This is a genomic window from Leifsonia sp. AK011, assembly GCF_013410945.1.
Classification (GTDB): domain Bacteria; phylum Actinomycetota; class Actinomycetes; order Actinomycetales; family Microbacteriaceae; genus Rhodoglobus.
In genome coordinates, this window is record NZ_JACCCH010000001.1 from 1001366 (window position 1) to 1014568 (window position 13203).

Annotated in this window: 11 protein-coding genes; 6 read left to right on the plus strand and 5 right to left on the minus strand. The window is 66.1% G+C overall.

Annotated elements, in window-relative coordinates:
• Window positions 1-244: 244 nt before the first annotated feature.
• Complete coding sequence (locus tag HDC94_RS04975; protein ID WP_179495420.1) at window positions 245-1195, minus strand: alpha/beta fold hydrolase; 951 nt, start codon at window positions 1193-1195, stop codon at window positions 245-247.
• A gap of 140 nt (window positions 1196-1335) precedes the next feature.
• Window positions 1336-1986, minus strand: coding sequence for a phosphate signaling complex protein PhoU (gene phoU, locus HDC94_RS04980; RefSeq protein ID WP_179495422.1), 651 nt, complete (start codon window positions 1984-1986; stop codon window positions 1336-1338).
• Between the two features lie 164 nt (window positions 1987-2150).
• Between phoU and HDC94_RS04985 the strand changes: the two genes are divergently transcribed.
• Window positions 2151-3299 (plus strand): cell wall metabolism sensor histidine kinase WalK, encoded by a 1149-nt coding sequence (locus HDC94_RS04985; protein WP_179495425.1) that lies wholly within the window; start codon window positions 2151-2153, stop codon window positions 3297-3299.
• A 2-nt stretch (window positions 3300-3301) separates the two neighbouring features.
• A complete protein-coding gene (locus HDC94_RS04990; protein WP_179495427.1) occupies window positions 3302-3982 on the plus strand; it encodes a response regulator transcription factor in 681 nt (226 codons plus the stop codon).
• 4 nt (window positions 3983-3986) lie between these two features.
• Here the strand turns inward: HDC94_RS04990 and HDC94_RS04995 are convergent, their stop codons facing one another.
• The 3 genes from HDC94_RS04995 to HDC94_RS05005 form a co-directional block, all read right to left on the minus strand.
• Entirely contained in the window at window positions 3987-5855 is a 1869-nt protein-coding gene (locus HDC94_RS04995; RefSeq protein WP_179495429.1) for a cell wall-binding repeat-containing protein, read from the minus strand.
• Between the two features lie 95 nt (window positions 5856-5950).
• On the minus strand, window positions 5951-7822 hold the full coding sequence (locus HDC94_RS05000; protein ID WP_179495431.1) for a cell wall-binding repeat-containing protein: 1872 nt from the start codon (window positions 7820-7822) through the stop codon (window positions 5951-5953).
• A gap of 95 nt (window positions 7823-7917) precedes the next feature.
• Window positions 7918-8418 (minus strand): hypothetical protein, encoded by a 501-nt coding sequence (locus HDC94_RS05005; protein WP_179495433.1) that lies wholly within the window; start codon window positions 8416-8418, stop codon window positions 7918-7920.
• Window positions 8419-8516: 98 nt separating this feature from the next.
• Between HDC94_RS05005 and HDC94_RS05010 the strand changes: the two genes are divergently transcribed.
• The 4 genes from HDC94_RS05010 to rlmB all read left to right on the plus strand — a co-directional run bounded on the left by HDC94_RS05010 (window position 8517) and on the right by rlmB (window position 13172).
• Window positions 8517-8999: a CarD family transcriptional regulator gene (locus tag HDC94_RS05010; protein ID WP_179495435.1), complete on the plus strand. Its 483-nt coding sequence runs from the start codon at window positions 8517-8519 to the stop codon at window positions 8997-8999.
• Between the two features lie 42 nt (window positions 9000-9041).
• On the plus strand, window positions 9042-10172 hold the full coding sequence (ispD, locus tag HDC94_RS05015; protein WP_179495437.1) for a 2-C-methyl-D-erythritol 4-phosphate cytidylyltransferase: 1131 nt from the start codon (window positions 9042-9044) through the stop codon (window positions 10170-10172).
• Window positions 10173-10764: 592 nt separating this feature from the next.
• Window positions 10765-12177, plus strand: a complete 1413-nt coding sequence (gene cysS / locus HDC94_RS05020) for a cysteine--tRNA ligase (RefSeq protein WP_179495439.1) — start codon at window positions 10765-10767, stop codon at window positions 12175-12177.
• Window positions 12174-13172, plus strand: a complete 999-nt coding sequence (rlmB, locus tag HDC94_RS05025) for a 23S rRNA (guanosine(2251)-2'-O)-methyltransferase RlmB (RefSeq protein ID WP_179495441.1) — start codon at window positions 12174-12176, stop codon at window positions 13170-13172. The genes cysS and rlmB overlap by 4 nt, the downstream gene beginning before the upstream one ends.
• Window positions 13173-13203 lie beyond the last annotated feature (31 nt).

Here is a 13203-nt window from a genome sequence, read left to right on the forward strand (position 1 = left end):
CCCGCGAAGCGGCGGAAACCCCGCTGGTTGAGTAGGCCCGCGAAGCGGCCGTTATCGAAACCTCACCTACGTGACCGGTGTTGTTCGTTGGTGAGGTTTCGATAACGCCGGGCTTCGCCGCGGCTACTCAACCCACCGGGTTTCGATAACGCCGGGCTTCGCCGCGGAACCTGACGGCCGAGACGGCCGTCAGCGCTGGCGTCGCGGCGAAGGCCAGAAATGGCCTTCGCTTTTAGCTCCAGCGCTACTCAACCTGCGATGAAGCCGGCGGGGTGAGGAACGCACGCACCGCAGCCGCCGCCTCATCGGGCTTGTTCAGCCAGGGGGCATGGTTGGCGTCCCGCAGTTCCACGAGCTGGGCACGCGGCATCCGCGACCACGATGGACGACCCGTCTCAGGCGACATGAACACGTCCTCCGTTCCCCACACGAGCAGTACGGGGATGGTGATCGTCGCAAGCTCCGCGTGACTGATGACAGCCGACCTCCGAACCCCGAACACCGAAGCAATGGAGCTGAACAAACCTGGAAGCGTCTCGGCGAAGGCCTTGCGTTGCGACGCGTACCAGCCCACCTCCACAAGCTCGACGGGCCACGCGTCCACAGTCCCCTTGCCGAGGGTCATCCCACTGTTCGCACGATACTGCTCGAGCGGAACGACGCGAGAGAGGATGCCGGCACCAAACCCCGGGAAGGCAAGAAGCCGCATGCTCGCCGGCGGCTTGAGCTCGGGGAAGGCAGCGCCAGGCGCACCAAGCAGAACGAGCCGCTGCACCCGCTCCTGGCGCGTGAGGCAGTAGTAGAGCGCGAACTGGCCGCCGAGCGAGTGGGCGACGATGTCGAAGGGCTCCGTGACATCCGCCATAACTGTGTCGATGATCTCGACCGCGAACGCGCGCAGATCGGTGTGACGCGTGAAGGGGAACGGACCGGACAGCCCGTGCCCTGGCCAGTCGATGGCGATTACCGGCGCACCGTCGAAAGCGGGAATAAGAGGCACAGCTGCAGCGGTCACGGCGGCAATTCCGTGGAGGAGAAGAACCGGCGTCTTGGAGGGGTCACCAGCGACCTCGACGACGCGGATGCTCGTGCCGACAGCCTCGACGAAGCGCTCCGTGTAGCTCAGGCCGTAGACCTCGAAGAGACGCTGTTCCGCAGCGCGCTGAAGAGCGTCGAGTTCGGGTTCGGATGCCACGGGCCTACGGTACCGCGTGGGTGAGGTTTCGATGACGCCGGGCTGCGCCGCGGCTACTCAACCTGCAAGTCTCTGTGGGTTGAGGAGCTCGCGAAGCGAGCGTCTCGAAACCTCACCAACGAGACACGAGGTCGCGAGGACTAGTCCGCCGGGATCCAGTCGCCGGTTGCCAGGTACTGAACCTTCTTGGCGATCGAGACGGCGTGGTCGGCGAAGCGCTCGTGGTAGCGCGAAGCAAGAGTGGCATCCACCGTGTCGACGGCGGCACCCTTCCAGGTCTCGCCGAGCACCTTGTCGAAGACCGAGAGGTGAAGAGCGTCGATCTTGTCGTCCTCGTTGCGGATGTCCTCGGCGATCTTGAGGTCCTCCGTCTTGAGCAGCTCGACGAGCTTCTTCGCGATCTGCACGTCGAGCGCACCCATCTCGGCGAAGGTCGGGCGAAGCGACTTCGGAACGACCTTGTCCGGGAAGCGGTACCGCGCCAGCTGCGCGATGTGCTCCGACATGTCGCCCATGCGCTCGAGAGAAGCGGAGATGCGAAGAGCGGAGACGACGATACGAAGATCGCGGGCCACCGGCTGCTGGCGAGCAAGGATGTTGATGGCGAGCTCGTCGAGCTCGGCCGCTGCCGCGTCGATCTGGTCGTCGTCCGCGATCACTGCTTCAGCGAGCGACACATTCGACTCGTTGAAGGCTCGCGTGGCGTTCTCGATGGAGGTGGCCACAAGGGTCGAGATCTCGACAAGCCGGTCCTGCACTTCTCGCAGTTCCTGCTGGAATACTTCGCGCACGTTAGTCCCTTCGCGACGGACACGACGAAGCCCGCACGGTTCAGGCCCACCCTGCCCGCCTCAGGTTAACGGTTGGTGCCCATGGCCTGAACATCACCCAAAGTGCTCCGTCAGGTGAACAAACACCCCTCGCAGCACTGCTGGATGTAACTAATCTAGTCGCTATGGACTCCGCGTGGCTGGTGCCAGCCGCTCTGGCATTCGGCGTGCTCTTGGGCGCCGGAGTCTTCGGCATCATCCTCGTCTCGGCCAGGCGCGGCCATCGCGCCATCCAGGTGGCGACCGCAACGGTGCCCGACGGCGTCGACCAGGTGATCGAGGCTCTCGAGTCCGCCGGTGTCGTGATCGACCCGTCGAACAACGTCGTGAAGGCTTCCCCTGGTGCGATGGCGTTCGGCCTCGTGTGGAACCATGCGCTCGTGCATCCCGAGCTCGTCGCTCTTGTCGACAAGGTTCGCAAGACGGGTGAACCCCTCACCGAGGAGCTGCACCTCTCGCGTGGACCCTTCGGGGATGCCGCGATCTACCTCTTCGTCCGTGTTGCTCGCCTCGGCACCCGCTACATACTCCTTCTCGCCGAGGATCGCACGGAGTCGTACCGTCTCGACGAGGTGCGCCGCGACTTCGTCGCCAACATCAGCCACGAGCTCAAGACGCCGATCGGCGCAATCGGACTGCTCGCGGAGGCCCTTGTCAGTGCCTCCGACGAGCCGGACCAGGTCAAGCGTTTCGCCAAGCGCCTCACCAAGGAGGCGGAGCGCCTCGGCCACATCACGCAGGAGATCATCGAACTCTCCCGCCTGCAGGCAGCCGACGCCCTCACCCGTGCGGATGTGGTCGACGTCGACCAGCTCGTCGCTGTGGCCGTCGACCAGAACAGGGTCGTGGCGGATGCACGAAACATCGCTCTTGTCAGCGGCGGCGATCGGCACGCCGAGGTCTACGGCGATGAGGCTCTTCTCGTGACTGCCCTGCACAACCTCATCGCGAACGCGATCCAGTACTCACCGGACGGCTCGCGTATCGGCATCGGTGTGAGCCAGGGTGACGGCATCGTGGAGGTTGCCGTGACCGACCAGGGTGTCGGCATCCCAGAAGATGAACTCGACCGCGTCTTCGAGCGTTTCTTCCGCAGCGATCCGGCGCGCAGCCGCAACACGGGCGGAACCGGCCTCGGTCTGTCGATCGTCAAGCACGTCATTCAGAACCACGGTGGCGACATCCGTGTCTGGTCGCAGACCGGCAAGGGTTCCACTTTCACCATCCGACTTCCCGAGGCGAACAGCGCCCCGGGTGCAGCCCTGGGAGCATAACCATGACCCGCATTCTGATCGTCGAGGACGAGTCCTCGTTGAGCGAACCCCTCGCCTTCCTCCTGGAGCGTGAGGGCTACGAGACGGCCATCGCACCGGACGGGCCGGCAGCGCTCGCCGAGTTCGGTCGAGCAGGGGCCGACCTCGTGCTGCTCGACCTCATGCTGCCCGGACTGCCGGGAACCGAGGTGTGCCGGGAGATCCGTGCCGTCTCGAGCGTGCCCATCATCATGCTCACCGCCAAGGACAGCGAGGTGGACATCGTTGTGGGTCTCGAGCTGGGGGCGGATGACTACGTCACCAAGCCGTACTCGACCCGCGAGCTGCTCGCCCGCATCCGGGCGGTACTTCGTCGTCGCACCGACGCGGACGTCGACGACAATCTCGTGCTCGAGGCCGGAACCGTGCGCATGGACGTGGAGCGTCACGCCGTGTCGGTGGACGGCAAGGATGTCGCGATGCCCCTCAAGGAGTTCGAACTGCTCGAGCTGCTCCTGCGCAACACCGGTCGTGTTCTCACACGAGGACAGCTGATCGACCGGGTGTGGGGCTCCGACTACTTCGGTGACACGAAGACTCTCGACGTGCACATCAAGCGCATCCGCTCGAAGATCGAGAAGGTGCCATCCGAGCCGACGATGCTCGTCACCGTGCGCGGGCTCGGCTACCGCTTCGAGGCGTAGCTCACTACGGGCAGGGCGTGAGGTCCTCTACCGCGACGCTGAGGGTCGGCTCACCCCCGAGGAGGATCACCCTTCGTGTGCCACCGCGGTCGAACTGGTCGAGCACCGCTCTCGGCAGGCAGTCCGATCGCACGACGAACAGCGGCGCGCTGAGCGCTGAAGCCAGGGGCGTACCAGCCAGGGCATCAGGGAAGTTGGTTCCCGTGGCGAGCACGACTGTCTCACCGGTTGACTGACTGTTCTGGTTGATCAGGAGTGACGTCTCATAGCGGTCGGCACCACCCTCGCGGGCGACTTCGAGGCCGGCTTGGGAGAGCGACGTCGCAATGCCCGCCGAGACGCTGCTCGTGCTGCCGAGAATGGTCACCTTCTGCGCGCCCATCCACTTCAGGAGATCGAGGGTCGCAGCATCCACCGAGCCAGCCGAACCGTTGACCAGCAGCAGGGGGAGCCTCTGCACTCCCGCGGCAGCACCTCCGGAGAGGGCATCGGGGAAGTTCTGGCCGGTGGCGATGTACGCCTCCCACGTGTAGGTGAAATCGACGGATGCCACGAGCATGCGAGCCGTCTCGAAGCGATTCGCACCGGCGATGCGAGTGACACTGCCGAAGGCGGCAAGCGCGCTCTCCACGTCCGGTGAGACGGTGGTCGGACCGCCGATGACGACGATGTTGTCGGGGTCGAGTCGCACGAGTTCCTCGGCGACGACGGCGGGAAGCTCCTCCCCGCGGGTCAGCAGGATCGGGGCATCCACCCTCGCTGCGACGGGACCCGCCGCGAGCGCATCCGGATAGTTGGCTCCTGTCGCGATGTACACGGTGCTCGCGCCCGACGGGAAGGCGCTCTGGGATATCTCCACGGCTGTCGCGTAGCGGTCGGGCCCAGCAAGTCGCGAGACCCCCAGATCGAAGGGCAGGACGCTGTTCCCGGCCGTCACGTAGACCAGGCGCTTCGTCGGATGCGCTGCGACGCCCATCGGCGCGTCGTCGAGGTAGGTGATCGTCTGGTAGTCGCCCGTCGCTGGGTTGACTCGCCGCACCCACTTGGTGCCGTCGGCCGTAACCCACGCAAAACCCTCGCTGTCGAATGCGAGGCCGACCGAATCCCAGCCCGAATCGATGTAGCGAACGATGGAATGGGTTGACGTGGAGACGACCGAGATCTGACCTGCGTTGGTTGTAGCCCAGAGCTGAGAGCCGTCCGGTGTCAGCTTGAGCAGTCCCGGGCGCGCGGGGAGGGCGATCGGAGCTCCGACGGGATCGAGTGAGCTCGTCGAGAGCCGCGCGATTCGGTTCATGGCCGACTGCGCCACGTACAGGGTCTGGCCGTTGGCGCTCAGTTCGAGACCGATCGGAAAGGCGAATCCCATAGTGACGCTGTCCACGACCGCACGCGTGCTCGTGCTGATCTTCGCCACGTTGTTCGTGTGGTAGTTGCTCACGTAGGCGAAATCGCCGGCTGCGTCGAAGATCACGATCCAGGCGCCGTTTCCCCCGGAGCTGATGGGGGTCGTGCTGAGATCGGCCGTGTCGATGACCACGAGATCGGTGGCCGTCGGCGACGCCAGGAGAGCCACCCAGACCTCAGAATCGTCGGGGGAGATGGCGATCCCGTGTGGTTCATCCCCGACGACGATCTCGTGGGTCTCGGTGCCAGAGGCCACGTCGATGACCGAGACGGTTCCACTCAGACGGTTGGACACCCACGCCGTGGTGCCGTCGTGGCTGAAGACGACCTGTTGGCTGAGCTCACCGGTGGCGATTGCGGTGCCCGGCCCGTAGGCCTGGGCCGGGGCGGGTGCCACCAGCAGGCCTACGGCGACCATCACGGGCACCGCAAGCATGCCCCAGCCACGTACCGTCGTGCGCCTCATCGTTCACTCCCCGCAGCTCAGCGTCGCTGGGAGAAGGTCCAGCACCCTCAGAAGTCTACGAGTTATGAGCAGTTCTCGTTACGCAGTCACCGCGGTCACGAGGCACAGGGCGTGAGGTCCTCGACTTCCACGCTCAGCGTCGGAGTGCCACCGAGCAGGATGACACGACTCGTGCCCAACCGATCGAACTCGCTGAGCACGCCCGCGGGTACGCAGTCCGTGCGCACCACGTAGAGCGGCGCGCTCGTTGCGTTGGCCAACGGGGTCCCCGCCAGGGCGTCCGGGAAGTTCGCGCCAGTGGCGAGCAGCGCTGTGCTCGCGCCGCCGAACGCGTACTGGTTCACGAGGACAGCCGTCTCGTAGCGCGTCGTACCGGCGAGTCGCTCCACCTCGTAGCTCTGGCCGAGCTGGTCTTCGATTCCGGATGACACGGCATTCGTTTGGCCGAGGATGACCGCCTTGGGGGCTCCCGTGCTCTGGATGAGGGACAGCGTCGCGGAATCCAGGCTCGACGCGGTTCCGTTGACGAGGATCACCGGGTCCCCGCCGGACGCAGCCGCGGCACCGGCGGCGAGCGCGTCCGGGAAGTTGTTGCCGGTCGCGATGTAGACCTGGTCGACCTGAGTGAACTGTGCGGACTGCACCAGCTGGCGAGCGGTGTCGTAGCGGTTCGTACCGGCGATGCGGCTGACGGTACCGTAAGCGCTCAGGGCGTTCTGGACGCTGCTCGTGACCGTCCCGGTGCCTCCGAGCACGACGATGTTGTCCGGGTCCAGTCGCGTGAGTTCGTTCGCCACCACGGTGGGAAGAGCGTCGGGGCGGGTCAGGAGGATCGGAGACGCCGACTTGGCCGCGACGGCGCCAGCGGCAAGAGCGTCGGGGTAGTTGAGTCCGGTCGCGATGTACACCGTCTCGACGCCCGGCTCGAACGCCGCCTCGGAGGCCCTGACGGCGGTCGCGTATCGGTCGGCTCCGGCGACACGCTCTGAGGTGAGTTCGACCACCGTCACGTCAGTTCCCGTAGCCGTGTAAATGAGTCGTTCTGTGGGGTGCACGGCGAGCCCGAACGGAGAGTCGAGCAGCGGGATCGTCGACACGATCGTGCGCGAGACCGGGTCGATGCGCTGGAGGACGTCGGATGCGTTCGACGAGATCCACCCGTACCCGTCGCTATCGAAGACGACATCCGTCGGAGCCGGATTGGTGCTGATCGTGCCGACGACCGTGTTGCTCGTGGTGGAGATGACCGAGACGCTCGAGGCGGAGTTGTTCGTCACCCACAGTTCGCTTTCAGAGGGGGACAGCTCGATACCGACGGGAAAGTCGCCGACCGCGATGGGCGAGCCGATCTCGTCGAGCGTGCTGGTCGAGACTCGAGCGACCCCGTCGACGGCGCTCAGCGTCACGTAGAGAGTCTGCTCTTCGACGCCCAGTGCGATGTCCTCGGGGTAGGTGTCCGGCAGGGAGACGGTGTCCACGACCGAGCGGGTTGCCGCGTCGATCTTGGCGACACTGCTCGAAAGGTAGTTGCTCACGTAGGCATAGGCGCCGGCGGCATCGAACTCGACCGCGTATGGGCCGTTGCCTCCGGAGCTGATCGCCGTCGTGCTCAGGTCGCTGGTCTCAATGATCGTGATGTCGGTCTCCGTGATGGAGCCCAGCACCGCAACCCAGACTTCGGATCCGTCCGGCGAGATCGCCAACCCCTTGGGTTCCGTTCCCACCGGGATCTCATCGGTCTCCGCGGACGTGGCGACATCGATCACCGATACGGAGTTACTGTCGCGGTTGGTCACGTAGGCAGTGCTGCCGTCCGGACTGAACGCCACCATCTGGCTTCCCTCGCCGACGGCGATGAGGTCGGTCGTGCCGTAGGCGCTCGCCGCAAGGGGTGCGGCGAACAAGGCCCCGATCGCCAGCAGGGCGACGGATGCCACGGCGATTCTGGGCGCGGTCGTGCGGGTCATTCTTCCTCCACGGGTCAGCCATTCACCGGATGGAGAATCCGGCACCGGCGTCCAGTGTAGGAGTTACTGAACCGCTCTCGCGATAGGGAAAATGCCTACTCGGAGACGAGCGAACCGGGCGCGAGATCCGCGTAGTCCCCGACCGCGTCGAGCACGGGCACCATGAGCACCTTGCCCTCGGTGTCACCGTGCTGCACGTACACCTCGAGGAGTCCGCCAGCCTGAACGCCGGAGTCCCTCACGGTGATGGCGTCATCCTCGGGCGAGATGCCGAGGTTCACGGTCTCTCCACCGCGGACCGGCTGGACGACCGTGGTCTTCTCGCCGTCCGACTCGAACTGGATGTTCACGTTGGTGATCGGACCATCGTTGTGGAGGATCGTGATGAGGTTGATCTCGTCGCCGGCCTCATTGATGATGCCGAGCATGTTGAGCACGCGGACCTGATCGAGCGTCGCCCCGACACCATCGCTGGGGTCGTAGTAGTTCAGCGTTGCGGTCGGCGTGATGAAGACGCATCCGGACGTGCCCACGAGGAGGCCTCCGGCGAGGACGACGGTTGCCGCAATCCGGGCGGCGCGAGAGCGAGTGGACACCCCACCAGCTTAGCGATGCTGCGGCCCCTGCTGGGTTAGGCCAGCCTTACCGAGAGTCGCCTGTGATAAACTAGGTGTCTTCGAAAGGACCCCCTTACATGTTGTTTGAGGTCGGCGAGACTGTCGTTTATCCCCACCACGGTGCTGCAACTATCACTGAAGTGAAGAAGCGCATCATCAAGGGTGAGGAGAAGCTGTACCTCAAATTGAACGTGACGCAGGGCGATCTCACCATCGAGGTTCCCGCCGAGAACGTCGACCTGGTCGGCGTTCGCGACGTCATCGGTCGCGAGGGTCTCGACAAGGTCTTCGAAGTTCTGCGCGCTCCCTTCACCGAGGAGCCCACCAACTGGAGCCGTCGCTACAAGGCGAACCTCGAGAAGCTCGCCTCGGGCGATGTCATCAAGGTTTCTGAGGTCGTCCGCGACCTGTGGCGCCGCGACCAGGACCGCGGTCTTTCCGCTGGCGAGAAGCGCATGCTCGCCAAGGCCCGCCAGATCCTCATCTCCGAGCTCGCGCTCGCCGAGAAGACCGACGAGGACAAGGCGTCGAGCGTGCTCGACGAGGTACTGGCCTCCTAAGCGCCATCGTTCTCGATGACCACGTACCTATAACGTGGTCGTATGACGTCCGTTGCCGTGATCATCGTTGCCGCAGGCTCGGGCACGCGGCTCGGTGCGTCTGAACCCAAGGCGTTCGTGGATGTCGCGGGCAGAACCATGCTCGCGCATGCCGTCACCACGGTGCCTGCCGACGCGCAACTCGTCATCGTCGCGCCGGCAAGCCACGTTGATACCGCGCGATCCATCGCGCCCACGGCCACCGTGGTGCCAGGGGCGGAGACACGTCAGGGATCTGTGGCTGCAGGCCTTGCGGTTCTCGAGCCGGGCATCCGTACGGTCCTTGTCCATGACGCAGCACGAGCATTCACGCCCGCGGAGGTGTTCGACCGCGTCGTCGACGCCGTCGAGGTGACGGGGGCTGGCGTCATCCCGGTGCTTCCCGTCGTCGACACGATCAAGCGTGTCGACGGGTCAACCGTGCTGGAGACGGTCGACCGCAGTTCGCTCGCCCAGGTGCAGACACCCCAGGGCTTCCCGCGCGTCGAGCTCGAGCTCGCGTACGCAGCAGCAACCGACGACCACACCGACGACGCAGCACTGTTCGCTCGCGCCGGGGGAGCAGTCACCACAGTCGCGGGCGACGCGCGGTCGTTCAAGATCACGACGCCCGCCGACCTGCAGCGGGCGGAGAACGAACAGGGGGATGCCGTGTCCAGTGAACTGCGGACGGGCGTCGGAATTGACGTCCACGCCTACGACGCGGCCGAGCCCCTCTGGCTCGGCGGACTGTACTGGCCAGACGAGGTCGGGCTCTCCGGTCACTCCGACGGCGATGCGATGTGCCACGCCATCTGCGACGCGCTGCTCTCCGCTGCGGGCCTCGGCGACATCGGAGGCAAGTTCGGCACCGACGACCCGCGCTTCGACGGTGCTCACGGTGACGTGTTCATCCGCGAGACCATCGCCTTCGTCGAGGGTGCGGGGTTCACCGTCAACAACGTCGCCGTGCAGCTCATCGCGAACGGCCCGCGGCTCGGAGCACGACGCACCGAGATCGAGTCGCACCTCACGAGCCTCGTCGGCGCACCGGTGAGTGTCTCCGCCACCACGTCGGACGGCCTCGGCTTCACGGGCAAGGGCGAGGGCGTCGCGGTCATCGCGAACGCCCTCATCGCCAAAGTTGCGCAGTAGCACGGCCGGGGTTTCGATACGCGCCTGCGGCGCTACTCAACCAACAGGGTGGGCGGGGCTGGTCTCTGGGGGTTGAGTAGCCCGCGACGCGGGCGTATCGAAACCTCACCGACGTGGTACACGGTCCGCTACGCCGACGGGGCGGGGTTTCGATACGCGCCTGCGGCGCTACTCAACCAACAGGGTGGGCGGGGCTGGTCTCTGGGGGTTGAGTAGCCTGCGAAGCGGGCGTATCGAAACCTCACCGACGTGGTACACGGTCCGCTGCGCCGAGGGGGCGGGGGTTTCGATACGCGCCTGCGGCGCTACTCAACCAACAAGGTGGGCGGGGCTGGTCTCTGGTGGTTGAGTAGCCCGCGACGCGGGCGTATCGAAACCTCACCGACGTGGTACGCCGTCCGCTGCGCCGAGGGGGCGGGGTTTCGATACGCGCCTGCGGCGCTACTCAACCAACAAGGTGGGGGGCTGGTCTCTGGGGGTTGAGTAGCCCGCGACGCGGGCGTATCGAAACCTCACCGACGTGGTACACGGTCCGCTACCCACAAGCACCCCGTCAAGGGTGCCGGCACCGCGCCCTGACTAGAATTACCCGGTGACCGTACGCCTCTATGATTCCCGCGCCCAGGCCGTGGTGGACTTCGTTCCCCTCGAGCCCGGAAAGGCGAGCCTCTACGTGTGCGGTCCCACCGTGCAGTCCTCGCCGCACATCGGCCACCTGCGCTCGGCCCTCGTCTACGACCTCTGGCGCCGCTGGCTGAACTACCGCTCGTACGACGTCACGCTCGTGCGCAACGTCACCGACATCGACGACAAGGTGCTCGTCAACGCGACAGAGTCCGAACCGTGGTGGGCCCTGGCCTACCGGATCGAGCTCGAGTTCTCCGCGGGCTATGCGGCACTCGGCATCCTTCCCCCCACCTACGAACCGCGGGCGACGGCGAGTGTTCCGCAGATGGTGGCCATGATTGAGTGCCTCATCGAGCGCGGTCACGCCTACCCCGCCCCGGATGCCTCGGGCGACGTGTACTTCGACACTGCATCCTGGCCGTCCTACGGTGAGCTCACGCGACAGAAGCCCGACGACATGGTCGCCGCCACCGACGCGGACCCACGTGGCAAGAAGGATCCGCGCGACTTCGCGCTCTGGAAGGGTACGAAGCCGGGCGAACCGTCGACAGCGAGCTGGGCATCCCCCTGGGGCGATGGCCGACCCGGGTGGCACATCGAATGCTCCGCCATGTCGAGACGCTACCTCGGCCCGGCATTCGACATCCACGGCGGCGGCCTCGACCTGCGGTTCCCGCACCACGAGAACGAGCTGGCCCAGACGACCGCAGCCGGTGACGCCTTCGCGAGCTACTGGGTGCACAACGGTCTCGTGAATGTGAACGGCCAGAAGATGTCGAAGTCGCTCGGCAACTCGCTCTTCGCAGCGGAGTTCCTCGGCATGGCCCGCCCGATCGCGGTGCGCTACTACCTGGGCACCGCACACTACCGCTCGACGATCGACTACCACGACGGCGCACTGCTCGAGGCGGAGGCCGCGGTCGATCGCATCGAGGCGTTCCTGACCCGCGTCGATCGCCGCCTCGAGGGCACGCGCTACTCCGGGTCCGGCGTCGAGCAGGTGCCGGCCGAGTTCGCCGACGCCATGGACGACGACCTCTCCGTGCCGCAGGCGATCGCCGTGCTGCACGACACGATTCGGGCCGGAAACACCGCCCTCGACGGCGAGGACCTCGCGGCCGCGGCATCCGCTCGCGGTGCAGTCCTCGCGATGACCGAGATCCTCGGTATCAACCCCCTGTCTCCGATGTGGCGAGGGGATGCCTCGGCTCCCGCCGAGCGCGCGCTCGCCAGCCTCGTCGACTCCCTCATCGCCGACCGCAACGCAGCGCGGTCGGCCAAGGACTTTGCCACGGCGGATCGCATCCGTGACGAACTCGCCGCGGCCGGCATCTCGGTCGAGGACGGCGCCGGCGCGACCCAATGGAGCCTCACATGAAGAACCCCGGAAACAAGCCGCGTGCCGGCGCAGTCCGCAAGAGCCGAAAGGGACCACAGGTCGGTTCCGGCGGCCAGGGCCGACAAGCACTGGAGGGGCGCAAGCCCACGCCCAAGGCGGAGGATCGGCCGTACCATCCCGCTGGCAAGCGCAAGGCAGCCCAGGAGCGCTACGAGGCAGCAGGCGGAAAGCGCACAGGCAAGGCGCCCCAGCAGGCCAACCGCACGCCCAAGCGGAGCAATACCGACGACTCGGAGCTCGTGACCGGCCGCAACTCGATCCTTGAGGCGCTGCGCGCGCGGATCCCCGCGTCCACCCTCTACATCGCGGCCCGCATCGAGTTCGATGACCGCGTGAAGGAGATCCTGAGCATGGCCACGGGTCGTGGCATCCCCGTGCTCGAGGTCATGCGACCGGAGCTCGACCGCCTCACGGGTGCCGACTCGGTGCACCAGGGCCTCGCGCTCAAGGTGCCCGCGTACGAGTACGCGCACCCCGTCGACCTGCTCGAGAAGACGATCTCGCGCGGCAAGGTGCCGTTGTTTGTCGCGCTGGACGGCATCACCGACCCGCGCAACCTTGGGGCGATCATCCGCTCGACGGCTGCCTTCGGTGGCCAGGGCGTGATCGTGCCGCAGCGCCGCTCGGTGGGTATGACCGCCTCGGCGTGGAAGACCTCCGCGGGTGCAGCAGCGCGTACACCCGTTGCCATGGCCGCGAACCTCAACCAGACCATCAAGGCCTTCAAGGAGCGCGGCGTGTTTGTGCTCGGCCTCGATGGCGGTGGGGATGTCTCGCTGCCGCAGCTGGCCCTCGCGAAGGAGCCCGTGCTCATCGTTGTCGGCAGCGAGGGCAAGGGTCTTTCGCGCCTCGTCACCGAGAACTGCGACGCGGTCGTCTCGATCCCGATCAGCGCGTCCACGGAGTCGCTCAACGCCGGTATCGCGGCGAGCGTGACCCTCTACGAGATCGCGAAGCTCCGCGCCGGCAACTAGGTCGCAGTGCGGCCCCGCATCCGGGTTTCTT